The 25293-nt window shown below is 62.0% G+C and carries 24 protein-coding genes; 10 read left to right on the top strand and 14 right to left on the bottom strand.

Features of this window, described 5'->3' with window-relative positions:
* Positions 1-19: 19 nt before the first annotated feature.
* On the bottom strand, positions 20-1492 hold the full coding sequence (gene argH / locus V5735_RS12500) for an argininosuccinate lyase (protein ID WP_423743821.1): 1473 nt from the start codon (positions 1490-1492) through the stop codon (positions 20-22).
* Positions 1485-2654: an argininosuccinate synthase gene (locus V5735_RS12495; protein WP_423743820.1), complete on the bottom strand. Its 1170-nt coding sequence runs from the start codon at positions 2652-2654 to the stop codon at positions 1485-1487. Before V5735_RS12495 ends, argH begins: the two co-directional genes overlap by 8 nt.
* 351 nt (positions 2655-3005) lie before the next feature.
* Between V5735_RS12495 and V5735_RS12490 the strand changes: the two genes are divergently transcribed.
* Entirely contained in the window at positions 3006-4127 is a 1122-nt protein-coding gene (locus V5735_RS12490; RefSeq protein WP_423743819.1) for a hypothetical protein, read from the top strand.
* A gap of 62 nt (positions 4128-4189) precedes the next feature.
* A complete protein-coding gene (locus V5735_RS12485) occupies positions 4190-4690 on the top strand; it encodes a 2'-5' RNA ligase family protein (protein ID WP_423743818.1) in 501 nt (166 codons plus the stop codon).
* A gap of 19 nt (positions 4691-4709) precedes the next feature.
* Here the strand turns inward: V5735_RS12485 and V5735_RS12480 are convergent, their stop codons facing one another.
* Both V5735_RS12480 and V5735_RS12475 read right to left on the bottom strand, forming a co-directional pair.
* Positions 4710-6893: an ATP-dependent DNA helicase gene (locus V5735_RS12480; RefSeq protein ID WP_423743816.1), complete on the bottom strand. Its 2184-nt coding sequence runs from the start codon at positions 6891-6893 to the stop codon at positions 4710-4712.
* A 95-nt stretch (positions 6894-6988) separates the two neighbouring features.
* Positions 6989-7957, bottom strand: a complete 969-nt coding sequence (locus V5735_RS12475; protein ID WP_007976487.1) for a cation diffusion facilitator family transporter — start codon at positions 7955-7957, stop codon at positions 6989-6991.
* 140 nt (positions 7958-8097) lie between these two features.
* Between V5735_RS12475 and V5735_RS12470 the strand changes: the two genes are divergently transcribed.
* The gene (locus tag V5735_RS12470; protein ID WP_423743815.1) at positions 8098-8616 is read left to right on the top strand and encodes a metallophosphoesterase; all 519 of its coding nucleotides are present in this window, start codon (positions 8098-8100) and stop codon (positions 8614-8616) included.
* Between the two features lie 95 nt (positions 8617-8711).
* On the opposite strand, the gene V5735_RS12465 is transcribed toward V5735_RS12470, so the two are convergent.
* A complete protein-coding gene (locus V5735_RS12465; protein ID WP_423743814.1) occupies positions 8712-9347 on the bottom strand; it encodes an ArsR/SmtB family transcription factor in 636 nt (211 codons plus the stop codon).
* A gap of 84 nt (positions 9348-9431) precedes the next feature.
* Between V5735_RS12465 and V5735_RS12460 the strand changes: the two genes are divergently transcribed.
* Both V5735_RS12460 and V5735_RS12455 read left to right on the top strand, forming a co-directional pair.
* A complete protein-coding gene (locus V5735_RS12460) occupies positions 9432-9584 on the top strand; it encodes a hypothetical protein (protein WP_423743813.1) in 153 nt (50 codons plus the stop codon).
* A 271-nt stretch (positions 9585-9855) separates the two neighbouring features.
* Positions 9856-10281: an EamA family transporter gene (locus tag V5735_RS12455; protein WP_423743812.1), complete on the top strand. Its 426-nt coding sequence runs from the start codon at positions 9856-9858 to the stop codon at positions 10279-10281.
* Between the two features lie 195 nt (positions 10282-10476).
* On the opposite strand, the gene V5735_RS12450 is transcribed toward V5735_RS12455, so the two are convergent.
* Positions 10477-11493: a threonine aldolase family protein gene (locus V5735_RS12450; protein ID WP_423743811.1), complete on the bottom strand. Its 1017-nt coding sequence runs from the start codon at positions 11491-11493 to the stop codon at positions 10477-10479.
* Between the two features lie 105 nt (positions 11494-11598).
* Between V5735_RS12450 and V5735_RS12445 the strand changes: the two genes are divergently transcribed.
* Positions 11599-12693 carry an aminopeptidase gene (locus V5735_RS12445; protein WP_423743810.1) on the top strand — a complete coding sequence of 365 codons (1095 nt, stop codon included), beginning with the start codon at positions 11599-11601 and terminating at the stop codon, positions 12691-12693.
* 731 nt (positions 12694-13424) lie between these two features.
* Here V5735_RS12445 and V5735_RS12440 read toward each other — a convergent pair.
* Positions 13425-13766 (bottom strand): hypothetical protein, encoded by a 342-nt coding sequence (locus V5735_RS12440; protein WP_423743809.1) that lies wholly within the window; start codon positions 13764-13766, stop codon positions 13425-13427.
* A gap of 115 nt (positions 13767-13881) precedes the next feature.
* Here V5735_RS12440 and ligA point away from each other — a divergent pair, with 115 nt between their 5' ends.
* Positions 13882-15939, top strand: coding sequence for an NAD-dependent DNA ligase LigA (gene ligA / locus V5735_RS12435; protein ID WP_423743808.1), 2058 nt, complete (start codon positions 13882-13884; stop codon positions 15937-15939).
* Here the strand turns inward: ligA and V5735_RS12430 are convergent.
* From V5735_RS12430 to V5735_RS12420, 3 genes are read right to left on the bottom strand one after another with little or no spacing between them, the layout of a single operon-like run.
* Complete coding sequence (locus V5735_RS12430) at positions 15936-16823, bottom strand: ABC transporter permease (RefSeq protein ID WP_423743807.1); 888 nt, start codon at positions 16821-16823, stop codon at positions 15936-15938. The two genes, ligA and V5735_RS12430, sit on opposite strands and share 4 nt — an antisense overlap.
* On the bottom strand, positions 16820-17734 hold the full coding sequence (locus tag V5735_RS12425) for an ABC transporter ATP-binding protein (protein WP_423743806.1): 915 nt from the start codon (positions 17732-17734) through the stop codon (positions 16820-16822). The genes V5735_RS12430 and V5735_RS12425 overlap by 4 nt, the downstream gene beginning before the upstream one ends.
* A 44-nt stretch (positions 17735-17778) precedes the next feature.
* Positions 17779-18033 carry a hypothetical protein gene (locus V5735_RS12420; protein WP_423743805.1) on the bottom strand — a complete coding sequence of 85 codons (255 nt, stop codon included), beginning with the start codon at positions 18031-18033 and terminating at the stop codon, positions 17779-17781.
* Positions 18034-18122: 89 nt separating this feature from the next.
* On the opposite strand from V5735_RS12420, the gene V5735_RS12415 reads away from it, so the two are divergent.
* Both V5735_RS12415 and V5735_RS12410 read left to right on the top strand, forming a co-directional pair.
* Entirely contained in the window at positions 18123-18731 is a 609-nt protein-coding gene (locus V5735_RS12415; protein WP_423743804.1) for a hypothetical protein, read from the top strand.
* Between the two features lie 9 nt (positions 18732-18740).
* On the top strand, positions 18741-20474 hold the full coding sequence (locus V5735_RS12410; RefSeq protein WP_423743803.1) for an excinuclease ABC subunit C: 1734 nt from the start codon (positions 18741-18743) through the stop codon (positions 20472-20474).
* A gap of 81 nt (positions 20475-20555) precedes the next feature.
* Here V5735_RS12410 and V5735_RS12405 read toward each other — a convergent pair whose 3' ends face one another.
* Complete coding sequence (locus V5735_RS12405; protein WP_007976461.1) at positions 20556-20867, bottom strand: antibiotic biosynthesis monooxygenase family protein; 312 nt, start codon at positions 20865-20867, stop codon at positions 20556-20558.
* A gap of 138 nt (positions 20868-21005) precedes the next feature.
* On the opposite strand from V5735_RS12405, the gene V5735_RS12400 reads away from it, so the two are divergent.
* Complete coding sequence (locus tag V5735_RS12400; RefSeq protein WP_423743802.1) at positions 21006-22130, top strand: SPFH domain-containing protein; 1125 nt, start codon at positions 21006-21008, stop codon at positions 22128-22130.
* A 56-nt stretch (positions 22131-22186) separates the two neighbouring features.
* Here the strand turns inward: V5735_RS12400 and V5735_RS12395 are convergent, their stop codons facing one another.
* The 3 genes from V5735_RS12395 to V5735_RS12385 all read right to left on the bottom strand — a co-directional run bounded on the left by V5735_RS12395 (position 22187) and on the right by V5735_RS12385 (position 25273).
* A complete protein-coding gene (locus tag V5735_RS12395) occupies positions 22187-22456 on the bottom strand; it encodes a hypothetical protein (RefSeq protein WP_423743801.1) in 270 nt (89 codons plus the stop codon).
* A 169-nt stretch (positions 22457-22625) separates the two neighbouring features.
* Positions 22626-24683, bottom strand: a complete 2058-nt coding sequence (gene uvrB, locus V5735_RS12390; RefSeq protein ID WP_423743800.1) for an excinuclease ABC subunit UvrB — start codon at positions 24681-24683, stop codon at positions 22626-22628.
* Between the two features lie 275 nt (positions 24684-24958).
* Positions 24959-25273, bottom strand: coding sequence for a hypothetical protein (locus V5735_RS12385; protein ID WP_423743799.1), 315 nt, complete (start codon positions 25271-25273; stop codon positions 24959-24961).
* Positions 25274-25293: the final 20 nt, after the last annotated feature.

Here is a 25293-nt window from a genome sequence, read left to right as displayed (position 1 = left end):
ACGCGGGGGTCGCGGTAGTTTACGCATAATCGTTAACCTCCGTCTGGAGCGTTTCACCGGCCGCTTCGAGCGACTCGGCGAGTTCGGTCGTCGTCGTTTCGTCGTCCACGAGCGTCGCTTCCGCGTCGGCCAGCGAGTCGGACAGCGATTCGCTCGCCGGACCCCCGACCGAATCGCGCATGGCGACGCTCGTCGCCGGGTCGAGTGCCGATTCGACTTCCTCGGGGGCGACGAACTCCGAGAGCGGCGCGCCGAGGATCTCCTCGGCCGCCGCGTCGAGAGCGTCGTAGTCCGCGTCGCCCGCCGTCGCAACGACTTCGTGGGCCGTGCGGAACGGAACGCCGCACATCGCCAGCAGGTCGGCGACGCCCGTCGCGGTCGAAAAGCCCTCTCCGGCCGCGTCCGCGAGCGCGTCTTCGTTCCACGTCGCGGTCGCCACCGCGCCCGCCGCGACTTCGGTCGCGTCGGTCACGGCGTCGATGGCGTCCCACGCGTGCGGCGTCGCGCGTTGCAGGTCGCGGTTGTACGCGCGGGGAAGTCCTTTCAGCGTGGTGAGAAGCCCCGACAGTCCGGAGTGAGCGTCGCCCGCGACCGCGCGAGCCAGTTCCAGCGTATCGGGATTCTTCTTCTGCGGCATGATGGACGACGTGGACGCGTAGTCGTCCGAGAGTTCCACGAAGCCGCGGTTCGAGTAAATCACGAGGTCCTCGGAGACACCGGAGACCGTCGTGGCGAGGTTCGCCGCGGCGGCGACCGTCTCGACCAAAAAGTCGCGGGTCGAAACCGCGTCCATCGAGTTCTCCAGAACGCCGTCGAAGCCGAGCAGTTCCGCCACGCGCTCGCGGTTCACGTCGAAGGGCGTTCCGGCGAACGCCGCCGCGCCGAGCGGACACTGGTTGATTCTCCCGTAAGCGTCGAGCAGGCGCGCCGTATCGCGCGAAACCGCCTGTTCGTAGGACGCGAGGAAGTGCCCGACGGTCGTCGGTTGCGCGGGCTGAAGGTGGGTGTAGCCCGGCATCACCGTCCCGGCGTTCGATTCCGCGGCGTCGAGCAGGGCCGAGCGGAGCGCCGTCGTGGTTTCGAGGAGCGAGAGAACGTCCTCGCGGAGTCGATAGCGGATGCAGGTCGTAACCTCATCGTTCCGACTGCGTGCGGTGTGCATCTTCCCGCCGTCGTGGCCGACCCGTCCGACGACGGCTGTTTCGATGGCGGCGTGAACGTCCTCGCCCTCGGGGAGCGTCTCGTGGCCCTCGACTTCGACCACGTTCAGCCCGGTGAGGATTTCGCCCGCCACCTCGTCGTCGATGATGCCCTGTTCGGCCAGCATCACGACGTGCGCGCGGTCGATTTCGAGGTCCGCCGCGAAGATGCGCTCGTCGGCCGCGAGCGACGAGAGGAACCCGCGGGCGGGACCGCCGCTGAAGCGGTCGCCGCGAACGACGTCTCCGTCCCCGAGGTCGTCCTCGCTCGCCGCGTGTCCGCCGTCACTCATCGTTCGCGAGGCGTGATTGATAGCCGTGGTATTTCGCGACCCCTGTCGCGTCGGCCTGCTCGATTTTGCCGACCGTTTCGGTGTTGAACGAGGCGGCGTCCTCGGAGTAGACGGCGTGTTCGCTCTCGCGGGCGACCGCGCGAGCCTGTCCACCCTGGAATTTGATGGTGACCGTGCCGGTCACCTTCTCCTGCGTGGTGTCGATGAAGCCGTCGAGGGCGTCCACGAGCGGCGCGGAGAGGAGGCCTTCGTAGGCCTTCTCGGCCCACTGTTGGTCGATGCCGGTCTTGAACGAGCGCTCCTCCTTCGTCAGCACCAATCCTTCGAGCGCCTCGTGGGCGTTGAGGAGCGTAGTCGCGGCGGGGTGTTCGTAGTTTTCGCGGACCTTCAGGCCGAGCATGCGGTCTTCCATCAGGTCGGTGCGACCGACGCCGTGTTTTCCGGCGAGTTCGTTGAGGTACTCGATGAGCGACACCGCGTCCATCGCTTCGCCGTCAACGGCGACCGGTTTTCCAGCCTCGAACTCGATTTCGACGAGTTCGGTTTCCGCGCCGGGTGCGAGGGTCCACTCGTAGATGTCCTCCGGCGGGACGTAGCCGGGGTCTTCGAGATTGCCGCCTTCGACGGAGCGGCTCCAGAGATTCGTGTCGATACTCCAGACGCCCTCGTTGCCGCCCTCGACGGGCAGGTCGTGCTCGTCGGCGTAGCCCATCTCCCATTCGCGTGTCAGTCCCATCTCGCGCACGGGGGCGATGACCTCCAAGTCGGAGGCGCGCCAGACGGCCTCGAAGCGCAACTGGTCGTTCCCTTTGCCGGTACAGCCGTGGGCCACGGCGTCACAGTCGTTTTCCTTCGCCACGTCGAGAATCGCTTCGGCGATGACGGGGCGGGCGAGCGCGGTGCCGAGGGGATAGCTCTGATACGTGGCGTTCGCCTTCACCGCGTCGAGACACTGCTCCGCGAACGCGTCCTTGGCGTCCACGACGTAGTGGTCCAAATCCAATGCCTCCGCGGTTTCCTCCGCTTCTGCAAACTCCTCTTCGGGTTGACCCACGTCGACAGTGACGCCGATAACGTCGTCGTAGCCGTACTCCTCTTCGAGGAGTGGGACGCATACTGTCGTGTCGAGTCCGCCCGAGAAGGCGAGTGCAACCGTTTTCATTGTACGAGTCGCCAGGGGCTACACCTACTTAAATTCTTCCCAAACATTTGAGAAATTAAATCGGAGAACAGACTAAAGACGAGTTAATCACAGGTGAGTGCGTCTTGAACGAACATCGGAACGGAGTGGAATAGGTATTATTGGGACTAGAAAAGCCCCGGTCGTCGTCGCACGCAGAAGGAGTCGCGGGCGGACTCGTCGCTCATCGGAGGGCAAACCCCGGTGGCGCGAGTCCGCGACATTACCGAGTCTTTCCGTCGCTCACCCCTTAAAGCCTTTCGGCACGGCAACGATTGCCAGCGGTTCCCTCCGTAGACAGATTTTATTGTGTTCCGACGGTAACGTCGTGGAATGCGACGGCTACCCGCCCTCCTGTTGGCCCTCCTCGTCCTGACCTCCGGCTGTTCGGGGTTTCTCCCGTGGACCGACTCCGGTTCCGGTGAAGAAACACCGACCGCGACTTCGACCGGTTCGCTGTCACCGCCGCCCGGCGCGAACGGAGAGTGGATAGTCGACGCCGAGCGGTTGGTGTCCGCACACGAATCGGCGCTCGAATCGGAGCCCTATCGAATGACCGTTCGTATCCGCCCGAGACAGGACGTCGGGTCGAGAAACTGGATGAACTCGACCCTCACCGCGCACGTAGGAGGTGGCCGCGCGGGAATACGGGAGACGGGTGAGGGAGTGGTAGTGAACAAAATGGGGAACCCGTATCGAGGATACACGTGGAACGATAGCGTAGCATGGTGTCGACTCGCGGACGACACCTGCCGAGTTAATTCCGGGTGGGACTCCAATTTCATCCGACAACGCATCGGATCCGTTGCTCCACGAATGAAAACCATCCTCTCCAGCGCGGACTTCCTCGCGAACGGAACGACGGTTCGCAACGGAACGAAGTTGTACCGATACGAGGCCTCGGGGTCCTCGACGCTGGAGGGCGTCGAGACGCTCTCCGCGACCGCACTCGTCGACGAACGCGGCATCATCCACGACCTATCCGGAACGGTTCAAACGACGGGAACACGCTCCGCGACCGTCGAGTTCGACTATCAGCACGAGTTGGTGTCGAACCCGCCCACGCCCCCGAAGTGGATGGACGACCGTCCGCGATTGACCGTTCAACGGAACGAGAGCGAGGTCACCGTGGAACACCACGGCGGGAAACGTATTCCGGCAGGAACGAATGTGAGGGTGTCCGTTTCGAACGATACCATCTTCGGTTCGGGAACGGTTCAGCTCCCCAAATCGCTCGAAAAGGGTGACGCTGCCCACATCACCGTCACCTCCCTCGAAGACACAGAAGGACATTCCTACCGTATCACTGGAAACGCGACGATCAACCGTCCGTCGTCGATCAACCCGGCGATAAACCACACCAAATGGGCGTCGGGTATCGGCCTCCGAACGGAGAGGTGGCGGGTTTCGATTTTGGGTTCCGCGATACGGAACGACAGCAACAGCACCGCATGAGTTCAGCCGGTCTCGACAGACAAACGCCACCCTGATATTCCTCCCACTGCTCGAAGCGAACAGTGTTCAGCCTCAACGTCCCGGTTCCCGGCGACATCGCTCGACTCGCGGAGGAGCTACGCCCCTCCCTCTACGGGTTCGACAAGGTTCGTGACCGACGGACGCTCGTCGTCAAGCGCTTCGGAAACGATGGGGACTACGACCGACTGGAGATGCGGGTCCGAACCGCGCTCGTCGGAACGCCCGCGTTCGAGGCGAAAGTTTCGAGCGTCGACTACTTCGAAACGCCGACCCGCGGCGCGGGTCCCGTCGTCTACCTCGGCGTCGAAAGCCCCGGCCTGCAGCGCCTCCACGACGAACTGACCGAGGAGTTCGGGACCATCGAAGGGTTGGAAGGCGAGGACTACGTTCCGCACGTCACGCTGGCGCGCGGCGGGGACGTGGAGACGGCGCGGCAACTCGCCGAGCGCAATATCGATTCGATTTCGTGGAGCGTCACGGAACTCCACCTCTGGGATGCAAAGTACGAGGAAACCGCCGCCAGAATCGCGCTTCCCGTCTGATTCGCTCTCGCTTCCGTTTTTACCGCGGTTTCGGCGGGTCGCCGTTCCACGCGTCCTTGTCCGTGAAGAAGTTCAGCATGGCGAACTTGAGCTTTTCCGGCGCGATGTCGATGGTCTCCCCGCGTTCCTCGGGCGGGAACGTCTCCCGGACGCTGTACTTTCCCATCTCTCTAACGCTCTTTTCAGTGTAGCGTTTGTCGAGGAGGATGCGAACGCCGAAGTCCTCCGGCGAGCGAATCACCCGGCCGAGCGCCTGCCGGGTCTTCCGAATCGTCGGAATCTCCACGGCGTAGTCCCACCCCGAGTTCCGCCCGGAGCGGTCCGAGAACACCGTGTCGTAGGCGTCCTGCACCGCGTCCATTCGGTCGTCGAGATGCGGGTACGGGACGCCGACCACGACGACGGTTCGGGCGTCGTCGCCGTCGAAACTGACGCCCTCTGCCAACGTCCCCCACAGCGAGGTGAAGAGCACGCCGTTCCCGTCCGACGTGAACTGCTGGCGGAGTTCCTCGACGGGGGTTCCGGCCTCGTCGAAGTACACGTTCGAATCGACTCGACTTCCCACGAGGTCGCGGTAGCGTTCCGCCTCGGCGTAGCTCGGGAAGAAGACGAGCGTGTTTCCGGCGGTGAACCGGACCGCGTCGGCCAACGCGTCGGCGATGATTTCCTGCGTCTCCGGGTCGCTTCGTTCGCTGGCGAACAGCGCCGGGGTTTCGGCCGCGAAGGTTCTACGGTTCTCTTCGGGGAACTGGAGTCCGTACGCCAGCGTGACGGGTTCGGAGAGACCCAACACGTCCGACAGCACGTCGAACGGGCGAAGCGTCGCGCTCATCAGCACCGTCGCGTACACCTCGTCGAACAGGGCTTGCGTCACCTCTCGCGGGATGCAGGTGTACAGTTCCGCCCGTCCGTACACTTGATCCGTTCCCTCGTCGCGCCGCACCGCGGCGACCGGATACTGTCCGAGTTCCGCACCCTCGTCCATGTAGGACTTGACGAACGCCGCGGCCTGCAACGTCTGGCACTCCTTTCGCGTCGTCGCGTCGCCTTCCTTATAGGCGTCCTCGTACTTCTGGTCGAGTTCCTTGGCGAGCGAGAGCGCGTCGTCCAACTCCGCGTCGATGCCCTTCCCGGAGTACTCCTGCAGGAAGTTCAGCGTCAGGTCGTCGCGTTTGTTCTCGTTCGCGACGGCCACGTCCTGCCAGTTCTCGCCGACCGCTTCGCGCTCGCCGAAGCCGAACGAATCCTCGTAGGTTGCTTTCAGCGCGCGCTGGAACGCGGCGAGGACGTTGAACCCCGCCTCGCTCCGGAAGTCGTCGCTCTCCTGAAGTTCGTCCAGCGCGCTGTCGATGGTGTTCTCGGTCAGCGTGCGCGAAGCGTGGTCGCGGGCCGTTCCCTCGATGTTGTGCGCCTCGTCGAAGATGGTGATGACGTCCTCGGGGTCGCGGCCCAACCACCGGAAGAACTGCTCGCGTATCATCGGGTCGAGGAGGTGGTGATAGTTGCAGACGACCAAATCCACACCCTCCATCCCGTCCTTCAACAGTTCGTAGCCGCACATCTGCTGTTGCTCGGCGTACTCGTAGATGTCGTCGGGCGTCCGAACGCCGTCGTAGAGCCACTGATAGAACTCCTCGGTGTTCTCCGTGAGGTTGTTGTAGTAGTGCTCACAGACGTTCTTCTCCTTCAGATTCTCCACCTCGTCCTGAATCTGTTCGAGTTCGTCCATCACCGCGCTGCGCGCCTCGGCGGCGTTCGAATCGCCCTCCTGCATATCGGAGAGCAGTTCGCTCTGGCGCTGTTCGAGTTCCCGTTTGTCGCGTTCTTTATCGACTACCTCGTAGGTGTTGTCCCGGAGCACCTGACACTCCTGGTAATCCACGTCGATGTGGCACATCGACCCCTTCCCTCGGAAGACGACGGCGCGGAGCGGTTCCTTTCGCGTTATCTCGCGCGCCTCCGTGACGAACTGGCGCATCTGCTGGTGGACGTTGGTCGTGATGACGACCGTCTTGTCCTCCTCGCGCGCGAACTCCAGCGCGGGGACGAGCGACGAGAGCGTCTTGCCCGTCCCGCACGCGCCTTCGAAGAGCACGTCCTGCCCGCGCGTCAATCCGTTGTAGATGCGGTCCATCGCCTCCCGTTGATTCTCGTACGGAGAATCGTACGGAAAGAACCGCATGTACTCGTTCGTCGTGGACACGATACGGGATATTCGCGGCTTGGTTCAAAAACCCTTGCCTACGTGAGAGAAACGCGTGTTTTGTACCCCATGCGGACCGGTTTCGAGTGCTGCGGTTAAACGACCGATTCCGATGCCGTCTCCTGCACCTCCGGCTCGATGTACACCTTCTTCACGCTGTCGTTAGTCTCGAACAGTTCGTTTTCGATGTCGGTGATGTGTTCGTCGATTTCGCCGGTGTCGAGCGTCGGGTCGAACGCCACGTCGGCGGTGACGATGATTCGGTTGGGACCGAAGTAGACCGTTCGGAAGTCGATTATCTCGGTGACGCCCTCCCAGCCGTCGAGCTTGGACCGGAGGAGGTCCTCTTCCTCCTTGGGCAGACTTTCGCCGAGCAGGAGGCGCTTGTTCTCCCACGCGAGCGCGACGGCGAAGCCCATCAGGAGAAGCCCGATGAGGAGCGCCGCGGCGGCGTCGTAAATCGGGTTCCCGGTGATTTGCGACAACCAGATGCCGAACAGCGCGAACCCGGCACCGCTGACGGAAACCGTGTCCTCGGTGAGCGCCGTCAACGTCGAAACGTCGCTCGTCTTGTGGAACGCCTCTCGGAATCCGCTCCAGTTTCGGCGGTCGATTTCGAGTTTCGTCGCGCGGTATGCCTTGCTGAAGGCGTAGCTCTCGAAGACGATAGCACCGATGAGAACCGCGTAGTTCACGTAGACGGGTGGGAACGTTTGTCCGAGGAAATGGACCGCCTCACCGTTGACCGTCTCGTGATGGAGCAGGGCTTCGTACCCGTGTTTCGCGCTCTCCCACCCGGCGATGCCGAAGAGGAGGACGCTGACTAGAAAGCTGTAGAAGAACTGTGCCTTGCCGTAGCCGAACGGATGAGCGCGCGTCGGTTTCCGCCCGCCGAACCAGATACCGATGAGGAGGAACACCTGATTTCCGGTGTCGGAGATGGAGTGAAACGTCTCGGAGAGCATGGCCGGACTCTGGGTGAGGACGAAACCGACGAACTTCATCACTGCAATCGCCGCGTTTGCGACGAGGGCGGCAATCACGACGGACTTGCTATTCGCCATTATGCCACTAGCGGCGAGGAGGTGTCAAAGTCCTTACGACGGAGGGCCGAACGGCAGTCCGGCGACACCGCGGAACGGACCCGTGAGAACGAGCGCGACCCGACGCAAGACGGAAAGCGGGGGACCGCCAACGTCGGAGCATGATAACCATCGTTTCGGACACCCACAGTACGACCAGTCACGAGCTTTCGGGACGAACGCTCGACGCCGTGCGGAACGCCGAGCTCGTCATCCACGCGGGGGACTTTGCGACCACGGCGGCGCTCGACGCGTTCGAAGCGGAAAGCTCGCGGTTGGTGGCGGTTCGCGGCAACAACGCGACCGAAGCGGTCGCCGACCGGCTTCCGGAGGCGCGAACGTTCGAGGAGAACGAGATTCGGTTCGCACTCACGCACCGGAAACGAGGCGGCAGCACGGCACTGTCCCTGTTCGGCCGGGAACGAGAGGCGGATGTGGTCGTGTTCGGCCACACGCACCGACACCTCGCCGAGCGCGCTGGCGAGGTGTTGCTGTTGAATCCGGGAAGCTACGCACAGCCGCGGGGAAATCATCCGACACACATCGAACTCGAACCGAGGGAGAAGGGCTTCGCTGGGAGGATTTACAGGCAGGACGGGAAAATCATGGGGGAGTTTCCCGTTGGAGGGCTGGAAAGTTGATGGCGTACCAGTGGAGGGCCGAAGCAAGGCGGCTCCATTTCATCCTATGCGGAGGGACATAATGTACCCTTGGTAAGCTCAAAAGAGCGTTTTAGTTATCGATTTCGCACGAAATATACCGCTGCACCGAGGGCGAGAACGAGCACACCGCCCGCAAAAAACAACGCTCCCGGCGGAATCGTCGCCAGTACATTTCCGGCGGCGTCCGCCGTCGATTCGGTCGAAAACGTCCCCATCTGCCCGCCGCCGCTGGGTGCCGTTTCCGCGGCCCTCTTGCCGATTTGTAACAGCCCTTCGGAGACGGCGTACTGAATCGCGGCGCTGACGAGACCGAGCAGGACGGCAACGCCGAGGACGCGGGAAAGTGCGTCTTTCAGTCCGGTCGTCTGCTCTTCTTTACCCGCGAAGAGGATGAGTGGACCGTCCGTCGGCGCGTACACTTTCATTTCCCGGCCCTTTTCGGAGTAGATGGTATCGACGGGGGAGATAAGGTCCGCATCTTCCAGCTTTTTCAGGTGGTATTGGGCGTTCTGAAGCGAAGTGTCGGCGCGGTCGCTCAGTTCGGAAGCGGTCGCCGGTTGGTCGTGAAGTTCGGAGAGAAGACCACGTGCGGTTTCGGACGAGAGCGCCCCGAGTAGATCGTCGGCGTCGTCGCTGTCCACCCCGAGCACCCGAGGAGTGCCGCCCGAAGGGGGTTCCACGTCGGAACTGGAGGGCAAGAGATCAGCCATAAGTGACCGTATGAAACCGCTCGTCAATCAACTTTGTCACTAGAGCGGCGAAACGAATTTGGTTCGTGGACTGATAGACTGGGTATGGAACCACTCGGAATCTTCGGAAACTTCCTCAACGACCCCCTGTTCGTCGCGCTTCTCGTCATCATGCTCGGCTTCGTCTTCTTCGTCTACCTGTTCATCCGCCGAACGCTGACGGGGTTTCAGGAAGGAGTGCAGAAGGGGCAGCGCTAGTCGATACCGAGGTAGTACGCTATTTTGGCTTCGTCGAAACCATTGCTGAGAAGCATGACGGGTGAGGAGCGCGAGATAAGATGGATACCCTGTCGAAGTCACGACGCCTCTGGTTCGTCGAACGCGCTGTCGTGCTGACCCGCCGTGCTGTTTCTCGGTTCTCAAGCCCCGCCGTTCACGGCGGGGAGGATGTCACAGTGGCGGTGGGTACTTAATAATCTGTGATTACGAGGACGAGATTACTTAGGGGGGAGACACGAGAGGCTCACCAATGGAATTCATCGAAGCGGATTCGGCCGTTTTGTTCGGCTTGATTACGATGGTGACGTGGGGTATCTGGATCGTCTTGGGTAACGCCGCGTCGGAATCCATCGACCCCAGGACTGCAGCCGCAATCTCGTATCTCACAGCGGGACTCCTCGCACTCGGATTCATCCTCGTTTCGGACGCATCCATCGCCATTACTGCGAGGGGAGGGTTGCTTGCTGGCATGGCCGGATTGTTCACCGGAATCGGCCTTATTTCGATGTACTTCGGGTTAGCTCAAGGATCAACCACTGTCGTCTCAACTCTCGGTGCCATGTACTTCGTCGTCGCAGCCATCATCGGTATGGTCGTCCTCGGAGACGAGGTTACGATGACCAAATTCGCCGGTATCGCGTTCGCGGTTATTGGCGTCGTCTTGGTTGCTCGATAGATAGCCGCTACACGATGGTCGGAAAACAGTACTGCACATCGTCGCTTTCGCCTATTCGTACGGAAGGACGAGGAAGCACGACGTTTCCGAGGTGCTCGATTCCGCCCAGCAGGGACAACAGGATTCCGAGCAAAAGAGAATCGAACGTTCGCGTACACTGGCGTCCACGTCGGACGGTGAATCTCTTCCGTCGAGTTAGAGCGCGTCCCGAACCCGCTCCGCGGCGGTTTCGACATCCCCGCGGTCCACATCCCAATGGGTGCAGAACCGAACGACGTGCGTTCCGAATTCCGACCCGAGAACGCCGCGTTCTTCGCACGCGTCGAGGAGTTCCCCGGCGTTGAGTCCGGCGTCTTCGGTGTTCACGAGGACGATGTTCGTCTCGGGCGACTGGACGGAGAGGCCGTCCACGTCGGCGAGGAGTTCCGCGAGAACGCGGGCGTTCTCGTGGTCCGCTTCGAGTCGGGACACGTTGTCCAGCGCGAGCAGGCCCGGCCCGGCCAGCACGCCTACCTGTCGCATGCCGCCGCCGAGCAACTTCCGCACGCGTCGTGCGCGAGCGACGAACTCCTCGTCACCGGCGAGAACCGACCCCACCGGCGCACCCAACCCCTTCGAGAGACAGAACATCACGGAATCGACGTTCTCGGTGATACGGGACGGCGAGACGTCGAGCGCGACCGCCGCGTTGCACACGCGCGCGCCGTCGAGGTGGACCGGAAGGCCGAGGTCGTGGGCCGCTTCCGCCGCGGCGTCTATCTTCTCGGGAGCGATAGCGACGCCGCCCTTGCTGTTGTGCGTGTTTTCGAGCGTCAACAGCCCGGTTCCGGGTCGGTGAGCGTCCTCCTCGACGTAGCCGTCACGGACCTGTTCGGGCGTCGGAATCCCGCGGTCGCCGCCGTCCAGCGTTCGTACCTGAAGCGCCGAGTGCTGGGCCAACCCGCCGAGTTCCCACTTGTAGATGTGGCTCTCGCGCTCGACCAGCACCTCCTGTCCGCGCTCGGTGTGGACGCGCGCCGCAATCTGGTTGCCCATCGTCCCGGTCGGAACGTAGAGGGCCGCCTCCATCCCCATCAGTTCCGCGGCGACGGACTCCAGTTCGTTCACGGTGGGGTCCTCGCCGTACACGTCGTCGCCCACGTCGGCGTCCGTGGCCGCGTCCCGCATCGCTTCGCTCGGTTTCGTTACCGTGTCGCTCCGAAGGTCTAGCATGTGCGCTCCTTTCGCACCGGCGGACAAATAGTCGAGGGTAGGAGCAGGGTGTTCCCGGAGAAATCACATCGAAAGTGGTTCCCAGTATCAGCAAAATTTTCCACCATGGACCAACGAATTCGGGACCACGCCGAGACGATAGTTGACCATTCCATCGACGTCGAAGCGGGCGATACGGTCGTCGTTCGCGCACCGACGGTCGCGGACGACCTCGCGGTTGCGCTCTCCGAACTCCTCGGGGAACGTGGTGCGTTTCCGCTCGTCACCGCGGGTCGGCGGGACAGAAAGCGGGCGGCCTTCCTCCGTGCTATCGACCCGGACGACCTCGAAACGCCCGAACACGAGCGGGCGCTCTTCGAGGCCGCGGACGCCATCGTCCACGTTCGAGCGCACGAGAACGCCTCGGATATGAGCGACGTGGACGCCGAAACGCACGCGGCGTACAATCAGGCGTATCAGCCGATACAGCAGGAAATCCTCTCGTCGCGCTGGTGTCTCACGCAGTACCCGTCGCCCGGTAGCGCGCAACTCGCCGAGATGAGCACGGAAGCCTACGAGGAGTTCGTCTACAGCGCGATGAACAAGGACTGGGACGAACAGCGCGAGTTCCAACAGCAGATGGTCGAACTCCTCGACCCCGCCGACGAGGTGCGCATCGTCTCCGGCGACACCACCGACCTCACGATGTCCGTCTCGGGCATGAAGACCATCAACGACGAAGGGAAGAACAACCTCCCCGGCGGGGAAGTGTTCACCGCGCCCGTCCCCGATTCGGTCGAGGGCGAAGTCCTCTTCGACAAACCCCTCGTCCATCAGGGCAACATCGTGGAGAACGTCTGGCTCGAATTCGAGGACGGCGAGGTCGTCGATTTCAGCGCCGAGAAGAACGAAGAGGTGCTCGCTGGCGTGCTCGACACGGACGAAGGCGCACGCAAACTGGGCGAACTCGGCATCGGCATGAACCGCGACATCGACCGCTTCACCTACAACATGCTCTTCGACGAAAAGATGGGCGACACCGTTCACCTCGCCGTCGGCATGGCCTACGACATCTGTGTTCCCGACGAGCGAGAGCAAAACGAGAGTGCGGTGCACGTGGACATCATCGTGGACATGAGCGAGGACTCGTTCATCGAAGTGGACGGGGAAGTCGTCCAGCGCAACGGAACGTTCCGATTCGAGGACGGTTTCGAGGGGTAGTTCCGCGAGGGAGCACCGTGACCGAGCGGGGAGTTTTTAGTCCAGGTTTTTGCGAGGAGTGGTCGGCGAAGCCGACCCGACGACGTAAAAACGTGGAATGTGGACGTTCCGATTCGAGGACGGTTTCGAGGGGTAGTTCCGCGAGGATTTATATACCGTGCCGGGACCAACCCCGGCATAATCTGAGCGTCGGCGCGCGAGCGGTCGAGGCGGGTGTGTGGCCTTCCCTCGCGCGAAATCAGTTGTGCCACCTGTTCGCATTTAGTTCGACAAATCGTAGCGACACATTCGTGAGGAGATAAGTTGTTGTCTCGACGTTCGTCGGAGGTGCGAGTACCCGCAAACGATTCCGGCGTCGTGTAGGATAACGCCCAACGACGAGTTGATATATATTTGTTGTGGCCCCCGAGAGTTAAGTAGGTCCAGTCGAAAACCAACAATCGTGTCAAAAGTAGCCTGTCCAGACTGTCGACGGAACATCGCGTTCCACGAACTGGAAACCAGAACCATTGCTCAGTCCAGTGGCTTCTCGACGAACTACCGCTGTCCGTTCTGCCGGAACGCCATCGAGAACGTTGCTGAGCTGCTGTAACTGTTCTTTGAGACGTTCTATCGAGCAGCAGTGACGCGACAGTGGACGGTCGATATCGCACATCGTTACCCGCCGTCAGTTCGATAGCGACCAGCCTCTCTGGAACGGTTACCGAACCCGAACGACACTCACGAACGCGTTAGTCGTTCACATCCAAGTCGTCGAAGTTATCCGCGAGGTCGGAGAGAACGTCCTTCGCATTCGATTTCGTGTCATCGTCGATATCGTCCACCTGTTGGACGCTATGGGCACCACTGTAGGCGGTTTTGACCGCGTGCTTGTTCAACTGTCCGTCCGGGCCGACGACGGGGAGCGTCAGGTCGCGGTACCGGTCTGGGTCGTCGAACCCGGACGAGGAAAGGACGAAGTGGCTCGCGATGTCCGAGAGGTCGTTCGTGTCGAAATCCTTCTCCTCGGGTGCACTCCAATCGTCGTCGGTCGTTCCGCTGAACGTCGGTTCGTGAACGCTGTACTCCGTCATCAAGCGGCATTCCAACAGGAATCGATGTGAACGCTGGATTGCTACTGCAGGGGTTTGTTTCCCGTGCACCAGCGGTACCGAGGTATTTACCCGGACGACGAACAATGCCCGAACGATGGCAGAGGTGAGCGCGGACGATAACCCGTACGTCGAAGAGCCGGACACCGATTTCGAACCCGTAGCCGAGATGGACGAAGCCGAGGCGAGCGAGCAAGCCGAACTGCTCCGGGAGGCGATTCGCCATCACGATTACCGCTACTACGTCGAAAACGACCCGCGCATCGGCGACCGGACGTACGACGCACTCTTCACGCGGCTACAAGAGTTAGAAGAGGCGTTCGACGTCCAAACGCCGGACAGCCCTACTCGGCGAGTGGGCGGCGAACCGGTGGACGAACTCGAAAGCGTAGAGCACGTCGCACCCATGCTCTCCATCGATTCGAGCGGCGAAGTCGAGGACATCCGCGGGTTCGACGACCGAATTCGTCGGGAAGTCGGGGACGTCGAGTACGTCTGTGACCCGAAGTTCGACGGATTGTCGCTGGAAGTCGTCTACGAGGACGGGGAGTTCGTTCGCGCCGCCACGCGTGGCGACGGCGAGACGGGCGAAGACGTCACCGAAAACGTGCGCACCATCGCCAGCATTCCGCACCACCTCCGCGGCGACTACCCGGATTATCTCGCGGTTCGCGGAGAAGTGTACCTTCCGCTGGACGCGTTCACCGAATTCAACCGCGAGCGAGTCGAACAGGGAGAAGACTCGTTCGCCAATCCGCGAAACGCGGCCGCGGGGTCGCTTCGACAACTCGACCCGTCGGTGACGGCCGAACGTCCGCTCGACTGTTTCTTTTACGACGTGCTCGCCGCGAGCGAGGAGTTCCCGACTCACTGGTCGGAGTACGAGGCGTTACCCGAGTTCGGTCTGAAGGTGAACGACCGCACCGAACGGGTGGACGACATCGAGGACTGCATCGAATATCGTGACGAGTTGATGGCCGACCGCGCGGACTTGAACTACGAAATCGACGGGACGGTCATCAAGGTGAACGACCGGGCGAAATGCGCGCAACTCGGCACGACCGCGCGCTCGTACCGCTGGGCGTACGCCTACAAGTTCCCGGCCCGCTCGGAGCGAACGAGCATCATGGACGTGACGGTGCAAGTCGGACGGACGGGACGGCTAACTCCCGTCGCGCTGCTCGAACCCGTCGATGTCGGCGGCGTCACCGTCTCGCGCGCCAGTCTCCACAATCCAGACGAAATCGCCGAGAAGGACATCAACGTCGGCGACGAGGTGCAGGTGAAACGCGCGGGGGACGTGATTCCCTACGTCTCCGAGGTCGTCGAGAAGCGCAGCGAGGGGCACTACGAACTGCCGGATCGGTGCCCCGTCTGCGGGAGTCCGGTCGAGCGCGACGGGCCAATTGCCTACTGTACCGGCGGACTCGCCTGTACCGCACAGCTTCGACAGGCCGTGGCGTACTACGGAAGCGACGACGGACTCGATATCGACGGATTGGGCGAGGAGCGGGTGAACCAACTCATCGACGCGGGACTGCTCGAATCCCTCCCCGACCTTTACGAACTCGACGAGGAGGAACTGCTCGAACTGGAGGGCTGGGGGGAAAGGAGCGCCGAGAATTTACTCGCCGAAATCGAGGAGTCGAAACGGCCCTCGCTCGCGGACTTCCTCTCGGCCATCGGAATCCCCCGCGTCGGAACCGAGACGGCCCGAGAGTTGGCGAGGACGTTCGAATCGATGGACGACGTAATGAACGCCGATAGCGACGAACTGGAAGCCGTTCCGGACATCGGGCCGAAGGTCGCCGCCGGGATTCGGGAGTTCTTCGACTCGGACCGGAACCGGTCCGTAGTCGAGCAGCTGTTAGAGCACGTCGAACCCGAACGAGAGGAGACGGCTGGCGGCGACGAACTCGCCGACCTGACGTTCGTGTTCACGGGGTCGCTCTCGGAACCGCGGTCGAACATCTCCGAACTCGTGGAAACCCACGGCGCAAACGCGACGGGGAGCGTCTCCGGCAACACGGATTACCTCGTCGTCGGCGAGAATCCGGGGCAGTCGAAGCCGAACGACGCGGACGAAAACGACGTGCCGATACTGTCCGAAGACGAGTTCTGGACCCTGCTGGAAGACGCGGGTGTCGACCGTTAGAGGTCCGCCCGGTCGAAGACGTAGTAGCCGACCGCGACGGGGACGAACAGCCAGAACAGCAGGTAAACGATGACGAAGGCGTCGCTGAAGTATATCGGAACGGGTTTGCCGAGGACGGTGGCGACGGTGCCCTGGAGGTAGCGGTTGAACAGCAAGACCCGTGCATCGAGCTGGCTGGACAGGAGTATCGTATCGACCAGCGTCTTGTAGGCCGTCATCGGGTTCAAGAGGCGGATGAACAGAATCGTCGATACCTGTCCAGCAGTTCCCACACCGGCGTGCCGTCCGAGGAGGCTAGCCACCCGTTTGGCCAGCCCGCTCCAGAGCACGAGGAAGACGATGTAGAACGATATCGTCGTGACCATCGCTCGACGGCCGGTTTTTACGGCCGCCGAGATGCCGACCGCCAAGCCGACAAACACGAGTCCGAGTAGGAGCGTGAGAGAGGCAAAGAGGACGTAGTTGACGAATTTGAACGTGAGAGAGGTCACCAGGAGGATGATAGCGGCGACGACGAACCCGAGAACGGTGGAGATGCCGACGACGCTACTTCGACCGAGGACCTTGCCGAGCACCACGTCGGTCCGCGAGTGGGGAAGGGAAAGCATGAGCTTGAGCGTTCCCGACTCGCGTTCGCCGGTGATGGCGGCGTAGCCGATGACGATGGAGATGAGGGGAATGAGGACGGCGGTCTCCTGTTTCATCAGGTAGAGATACTGGTCCGTACTCTGTCCGGCGGAACCCTGTATCGACCCGTTCTCGATCAGATACGCCAGAATCGGTGGGACGGCGAACAGGACGACGAACAGCGCCGTCAACACCCACAGCCACCGTGATCGGAGGGAGTCGCGGAAATCCTTTCGTGCGACGGATTGCCACGTCATGCTGTCACTCCTCCTCTGGTGTAGGCCACGAAGAGGTCTTCGAGCGAGGTTTCGTCCGTGTCGAAGTCCGCGACGGTTGCACCCGCGTTTTCGAGCGTGGTGATGACCGTCGTCTTGACGTCCCGATCACAATCGACGGTGAGCGTTTCGCCGTCGCGTTCGACGCCTCCCACGCCGTCGATGTCTCGTACCTGCTGGACTGCCGCCGACGGAAGCGAGGTGGTTTCGACGCGGAGGGTCGTGCCGTCGCCGACGTTCGCTCGAAGCCCTTCGATGGAGTCCTCGGCGACGAGTTCCCCATCGCGGAGGATACCCACGCGGTCACAAACGGCTTCGACTTGGCCGAGAATGTGACTGGAGAAGAACACGGTCGCCCCGCGCTCTTGTTCCTTGCGGATGATTTCTCGCATCTCGCGGGCACCCGTGGGGTCCAACCCGGACGAGGGTTCGTCGAGGATGAGCAGGTCCGGGGTTCCCACGAGCGCCATGGCAAGTCCGAGGCGTTGGGCCATCCCCTTCGAGTAGCCACCTGCCTTGCGGTCCGCGGCGTCGAGGATACCTACCCTGTCGAGGAGTTCCGCCGGGTCGTCGTCGGCGTCCTTGGCTTCGATAGCGAATTCGAGGTGCTGCATGCCGGTCAGGCGGTCGTAGACCGAGAACCCCTCGGGCAACACGCCGGTCCGGGTCCGGATTTCGATGCTTTCTGCCTGCGCGTCGTGGCCGAGGACGGTGACGGTGCCGCTCGTCGGACGAATGAAATCGAGAACGAGGTCGATGGTCGTCGATTTCCCCGCACCGTTCGGCCCGAGAAAGCCGAACACCTCCCCCTCTTTCACGTCGAGGGAGAGGTCGTTGACGGCCGTGACGTCACCGTACCGTTTCGTCACGCCGTCGAGTCGAATGGCGGTCATAGTTTCAGCTTTCGGTAACGGACGGATAACATTGTTGTTCTATGTTACACAGTGTCGCTCGGGTCGCGTTTTCGCTTCATTCGAGTCGCCTCGGCGGCGTATCGCTCTCGATTATCCTCGTCGGGAACGGGGGAAAGCCGCTCACCATCGACGTCGATTGCGGCGGTCGTCTCGCCGCCGAGTCGTCCCGCCCGTTCCTTCCTGAGGTATCGCTCGCCGTCGGGTGTCGCGTACACCAGCGTCAGTAGGTCGCGGTCGCTGTACGTTCGCTCGACCAACCACACTCGAACGTCGTCCATGGCGGGACGTTCGCGGGTCCCGAATTTGTATCTGGCGAGCGAGTTCCCAGCCACAACCTTATTTATCGCAGTGATTGTCCCGGTAAACGATGGAACAGTCCCCGCTGTCACAGGCATCCGACGACCGCCTGCTCGACATGCTCTTTGCGGGTGAAGAAATAGAGGAGGAAATAGAGTTGGAAGGTGCACGAATCGCCGTGACGAGCCATCGTCTACTCGCGTTCATGCCCGAAGGGGGTGAGAGACGGTTCGACCACGAAGACCGACCGAACGTTCTCGACGCTCGCGTCCAAGCCGCCGGAAAACCCGACTACCTCTCGTGGAGCGTCAGGAGCTTCGTTTACGGCCTGCTTCTCGTTGGCTGCGGCTACCTGCTCAACAGCAGCGGTTTGCTCACGAACCTCGACGGAACGACATCGACCGACGGAGGCGTTATTCTCGGTCTCCAGCAGATGGTCGGCATGATGGTGAGCGCGTTCACCCTACTCACGAGCGTGCTACTACCGGTTGGTGGGGTACTGTTGCTCGCCGCCGCCGTCTTCGGCGCGCTCTACGTCACCACTCGGTCGGAGGAACTGATAATCGAACGTGCGGGTCGGGACCCGATCCGCGTGCCCGTCGATGGCGACGAGGCGAAAGACGCCGCCCGTCGAATTCGAGCGGCGGTAGGGACAAGTTCAAAGCCGAGCGCCGACTAGTCGAAATCGATGGACGCGGCCACCGTTCGGGAGCGTGCGGGCGAACTGCCGCGCGAACCCGGCGTGTATCAGTTTTTGGAAGGTGAAACGGTTCGGTACGTCGGGAAGGCCGTCGACCTCCGGGCACGGGTTCGGTCGTACGCGGACCCGCGGAGCGACCGCATCGGTCGGATGGTCGAACGCGCCGACGCGCTGGATTTCGCGGTCACGGACACCGAAACACAGGCGCTCCTGTTGGAAGCGAACCTCATCAAACGCTACCAGCCGCGGTACAACGTCCGCCTGAAGGACGACAAATCCTACCCGCTGGTGCAGGTGACGGGGCACGAATTTCCGCAAATAGAGATCACCCGTGACCCCGACCGCACGGGGGCGACGGTGTTCGGCCCGTTCACGAACAAATCGACGGTCGAAACGGTCGTCAAGGCGCTCCGGGAGACGTACGGCATCCGCGGCTGTTCGGACCACAAGTTCGCCAACCGCGACCGACCGTGCCTCGACCACGACATCGGCCTCTGTACCGCGCCGTGCACGGACGAAATCGGCCGGGAAGCGTACCTCGACGACGTGGAGAGCGTCGAGCGGTTCCTGGGCGGCGAGGTGGACGTGTTGGCGCGGCCGCTCCGCCGCGAGATGGAGGCCGCCGCCCAGAACCGCGAGTTCGAACGGGCGGCCAACCTCCGGGACCGACTCGAAGCCGTCGAATCGTTCCACGGCGGTGACGCGGGCGCGATTTCGTCGCCGACGGACGAACGAACCGTGGACGTGCTTGGTGCCGCAGTCGAGGGGGAGCGGGCGACCGTCGCCCGACTGCACAGCGAACGCGGGCAACTCGTGGACCGCGACCACCACTCGCTGTCGGTGCCGGACGGCGACGACGCGGCGGCGGTACTGGGCGGGTTCATCCCGCAGTTCTACGCCGAACGCGAGTTGCCCGACGCGCTGTTGCTCTCCGAGCGACCGGACGACGCGGACGTGCTCGACTGGTTGGACGCGGAGGGCGTCGGAACTCGCGTGCCGGGTGCCGGTCGGGAGGCGACGCTCGTGGATTTGGCGCTGAAAAACGCCCGCCGGGGGGCAGGCGACCCGGACGAACTCCGGGCGTTGGCGGACGCGCTCTCCCTCCCGTCCGCCGAGCGAATCGAGGGCTTCGACGTGAGCCACGCGCAGGGGTCGTCGGTAGTCGGGAGCAACGTCGTCCTCGTCGGCGGGTCGCCCGAGAAGCGCGACTACCGCCGGAAGAAGCTGACCGAGAAGAACGACGACTACGCGAACATGCACGACCTCGTTCGCTGGCGGGCGAAACGGGCCGTCGAAGGCCGCGACGAACGACCGGACCCCGACCTACTCCTCATCGACGGCGGGGAGGGCCAACTCGACGCCGCGCGCGAAGCGCTGACGGACATCGGCTGGGACGTCCCCGCCGTCGGACTCGCCAAAGCCGAGGAAATCGTCGTCACGCCGAACGGCACCTACAACTGGCCGAACGACGCGCCACACCTCCACGTCCTCCAGCGGGTGCGCGACGAGGCACACCGATTCGCAGTGCAGTATCACCAGACGCTCCGCGACGACGTTTCGACGGCCTTGGACGACGTGTCCGGCGTCGGACCCCAGACGCGTCGAAAACTGTTCCGACGATTCGGGAGTCTGGACGGGATTCGAGCGGCCTCCGACGCCGAACTCCGGGACGTGGACGGTATCGGTGAAAAAACGGTGACGGCGTTACGACGCCGCTTGTGAGTCGAACGTCGAGAGGGGTCGAGCGCTGGCTGTGAGACGAGCGTCGAGCGGAGAAAAGCGTCGGAAGAGACGGACCCTCGACTACTCGCCCGTCCGCTCGAACGCGACTTCGTGTACTTCCAGTTGGTTCTTGTCGGTGAACATCTCCCTCGGCGGTCTGTCGGCGTGCGCCTCGCGGAACGCGTCGGTGTCGGTCCACGCCTCGAAGTCCGCCATCGATTCCCAGTACGTCTGTGCGACGTAGGAATCCGTGTCGGGGCGAGCGGGGGTCAACAACTCGAACTTGACGAAACCGGGCTGGGACTCCACTTCACCCATGCTGTTTCGGAACCGCTCGACGAACTGGTCCGCGTACTCTTCGGCGACGAACAATCTGTTTTCGACGACTATCATGCACCGGATACTGCGCCGCTTCCGGGTTTAACTCTATCCCTCGAAACCGATTTTATATAATCCAAATCCGATTATAGGCTTCGATTCGGGACGGACGCGGTGGGAACTGTTATGCGAACTGAACAACTATCGGGTAGTATGGACAATCCCTTCTACACCCTCGGCAAGGCGACGTCGAGGATGAATGCGGGGAAAGCCCTCTTCGCCATCGGTTTCGCCGTCTTCTTCTTTCTCGCCCTCCCGTTTCTCGACACGATGGCGATAGCGGGGCTCCTCCTGCTCGCCCTGGTAATCGCCACGGTGAACAGCGCCGTGGAAATCGTCGGACCGTACGAAAAGCGCGCGTTGACCGTTTTCGGGGAGTACCGCAAACTGCTCGACCCCGGTATCCATTTCATCCCGCCGTTCGTGAGCGCCACGCGACGGTTCGACATGCGAACGCGGGTGTTCGACGTCCCGAAACAGGAAGCGATCACGCAAGACAACTCACCCGTCGTCGCGGATGCCGTCCTCTACGTTCGCGTGATGGACCCCGAGCGGGCGTTTCTCGGCGTTGACAACTACGAACGCGCTGTCGCCAACCTCGGACAGACGACGCTCCGTGCCGTCATCGGCGACATGAAACTCGACGAGACGCTTTCGCGCCGTGACGTCATCAACCGGCGAATCCGCGAGGAGATAGACCCGCCGACGGACGAGTGGGGCATTCGCGTCGAGAGCGTCGAAGTGCAGGAAGTGATGCCGAGCCGCGCCGTCGTCAACGCGATGGAACAACAGACCAGCGCCGAGCGGAAACGCCGCGCCATGATTCTCGAAGCGCAAGGTGAACGCCGCGGTGCCGTCGAGCGGGCGGAAGGCGAGAAGGCATCGAACGTTATCCGCGCGCAAGGTGAGAAACAGAGCCAGATTCTCGAGGCGCAAGGGGATGCGGTGTCGATAGTTCTCCGCGCGAAGTCGGCCCAGTCGATGGGCGAACGCGCCATCGTCGACCGGGGGATGGAGACGCTCCAAACCATCGGCGAGGGAGAATCCACGACGTTCGTCCTGCCGCAGGAACTCTCCTCGCTCGTCGGCCGCTACGGCAAGCACCTCACCGGCAGCGACGTGCGCGACGGCGCGGAGTTCCTCGAATCGAACGAGTTCGACCCCGAGACGCGCGAACTACTCGGGTTGAACGACATCGAGGAGACGCTTTCCGAACTCGACAACGACGTGGACGAAATTCCGCAAGTCGGTGCGGAAGTCGACCCCGAGTCGAACTGATTCGGGCGAAAACGACTCGCGTTGGAACCCAGTTATCAGGTACAGCACACGGATGGTCATTCGTCCGTCGACGACTGCTTCCAGGTGGCGAAGTAATAGAGTGGCACGAATCCCGGAACTATGAACGGATAGAACAAGGGTCCAGCGATGGCTGACTCCGTTCTGGCCATACCTCCTATTCCCACTGTCGTGATGACGAGGTATCCGATACACGACGCAAGAAAACCATCGACGAGCCCGAGAAACCAGAAGACTACCGCGAGAGCGATAATAACGACCTGACCCCACGCTCCGAAGCGAAGTAAAGCGGTTGAATCGGCTCTCATGCCCGTATGATTGACATCGAGGATGATTACTGTCCCGAATTCAACCGTTGTATCGACCGCCTCAAGCGGTCAGTGCGGTATTCCAGACCGATATCGTGACTGCTGTACGCACGATTGCGGTGAAAAAGTCGGTGTTCGGTCCGATTCCGGAGGAGATACAAATCGGCGGTCAGAACTCGTCCAATTCGGGTTCGACCCCGCCGATTTCCGTCTCCACGTCGAACTCCTCGCGCAACTCACGAATCCGGTCGCGGATGTCGGCCGCGAGTTCGAACTCCAGATTGTTGGCGGCCTCCTCCATCCGGTCTTCGAGTTGGGCAATCTGTTCGAGCGCCTCGTCGTCCGTCTCCGGCGCGTTGCGGGTGACGCCGCCGGTGTCGGTCTTGCTACCCGGCAGATTCGCCTCGGAAACCGCTTTTTCGATGGTCTGTGGTTCGTAGCCGTGCTCCTCGTTGAACTCCCGTTGAATCCGACGTCGCCGTCCGGTTTCGTCCATCGCGCTCTCCATCGCGTCCGTCACCTCGTCGGCGTAGAGGACCACCTCGCCGTTGACGTTCCGGGCCGCGCGACCCATCGTCTGGACGAGCGCGGTTTCCGAGCGCAGGAATCCCTGCTGGTCGGCGTCGAGGATGGCGACCATCGACACCTCCGGGATATCCAACCCCTCGCGGAGCAGGTTGATGCCGACGAGCACGTCGAACTCGCCCAACCTGAGTCCGCGAACGAGTTCATGGCGTTCGAGCGTGTCCGTCTCGTCGTGCATGTACTCGACCGCGACGCCCGCCTCCCCCAGATACTCGGTCAAGTCCTCTGCCATCCGCTTCGTCAGCGTCGTGACGAGGACGCGCTCGTCGCGCTCGATTCGGTCGTCGATGCGCGCCATCAGGTCGTCGATTTGGCCGGAAGCGTCGGCGACTTCGACCTTCGGGTCCACGAGGTGCGTCGGGCGAACGATCTGTTCGACGATTTGCTCGCTCTCCTCGCGCTCGTAGTCCGCAGGCGTCGCCGAGATGTAGAGCGTCTTCGCGCTCTTCTCCTCGAACTCCTCGAACGTGAGCGGACGGTTGTCGTAGGCCGTCGGGAGTCGAAAGCCGTTCTCCACGAGCGAATCCTTGCGCGACTTGTCGCCCGCGAACTGTCCCCGAATCTGGGGCACCGTCTGATGGGATTCGTCGATGACGCAGAGGAAGTCGTCGGGGAAGTAATCGAGAAGCGTGTACGGCGCGTCACCGACCTCGCGCTCGGTGAAGTACACCGAGTAGTTCTCGATGCCGGAACAGTAGCCCGCCTCTTTCATCATTTCGAGGTCGAACGTGGTCCGCTCCTCGATTCGTTGGGCGGCCACCAAGTCCCCGTTTCGCTCGAAGTAGCGGATTCGGCGCTCCAAATCCCCCTCGATTTCGGCGATTGCCTCCGCCATCGTCTCCTCGGGAATCGAGTAGTGTTCCGCCGGGTGAACGAGTACGGCGGGTTCCTGTGATTTGACTTCGCCTTCGAGCGGATCTATCTTCACTATCCGGTCGATTTCGTCGCCCCAGAGTTCGACGCGAACCGCGTAGCGGCCGTACATCGGGAAGATTTCGACGGTATCGCCCCGGACGCGGAAGGTTCCTTGGGTGAAGTCCACGTCGTTTCGGTCGTAGTTCAAGTCCACGAGACGGGCGAGGAGTTCGTCGCGTCCGATTTCCTCGCCGACTTCCAGTCGCAGGCGCATGTCCTCGTAGTTGCGCGGGTCACCCAACCCGTAAATCGCCGAGACGGACGCCACCACGATAACGTCGTCCCGAGTGAGCAGGGAGCGCGTCGCGGAGTGTCGAAGGCGGTCTATCTCCTCGTTGATGGACGCGTCCTTGTCGATGTAGGTGTCCGTCTGCTCGACGTAGGCCTCCGGTTGGTAGTAGTCGTAGTAGGAGACGAAGTACTCCACCGCGTTGTCCGGGAAGAGGTTCCGGAACTCCTCGTACAACTGCGCCGCCAGCGTCTTGTTGTGCGCGATGACGAGCGTCGGTTTCTGGACCTCCTCTATCGTCCACGAAACCGTGTTCGTCTTCCCCGACCCCGTGACGCCAAGCAGGGTCTGTTTCTCCATCCCTTCGTCGAACCCCTCGGCCAACTGCTCGATGGCCTCGGGTTGGTCCCCCGCCGGGTCGAACGGCGCGTCAACTCGAAAGTCGGTTTCGGCGTCCGGGTTGTCCGGTCGAAGCGGGCCGGACTGGGTGTCGCTCATGGTGAAATGGCATACGGACTGTAGCTACTTGAGATGGTCGTTAGCGGGAATCAAAAGAGACGGTGACTACTCAAATTGGCGGGAAATCCATCCTACGATACGGCGACCCAATTGAGGACGATGTGAGAGGGTTTCGCCCTCAAATTCGAGCGCCTCATCGTTGGCACCAGCGTTTGTAGAGCGCCGCGAATCAACGCTATTCGCTGGATTCTGCTTCATATTTGGTTGTATGTGTGTATGATATATAAACGACGGGGTTCCGTCAGACAACTAGACTATATAATCAAGGAGAGAACGGTGACGATGAAGAGGCCGAGATACGCTATGTACTCCACCGTTGTCGGCACTCCGTGTAGAAGTGCGGAGGTGATGCCGAGCGAAAAGAATACGAGTGCATAAATCATTGTTAAAATAGTCAGTGTCACTGCCACCGTGTTCCAAAAAATCGTTTTCTTGTTGGACTGTATCCACCCAACATAACTGTTGACCAGCGTGTCGTGAACCTGCCTGTCCGTGAGGTCACGCTCGTCAGCAGTTCGTATATCACCCGCTGAAACACCCGCTTCGAGACTTGATGACGTGTACGTCACTCCTGCCAATGCCGTCGAAG

The sequence above is a fragment of the Haladaptatus sp. SPP-AMP-3 genome (assembly GCF_049568665.1).
Taxonomy (GTDB): domain Archaea; phylum Halobacteriota; class Halobacteria; order Halobacteriales; family Haladaptataceae; genus Haladaptatus; species Haladaptatus paucihalophilus.
Note: the sequence above shows the minus strand (reverse complement) of the source record. Positions and strands in the feature narration are given on the sequence as shown.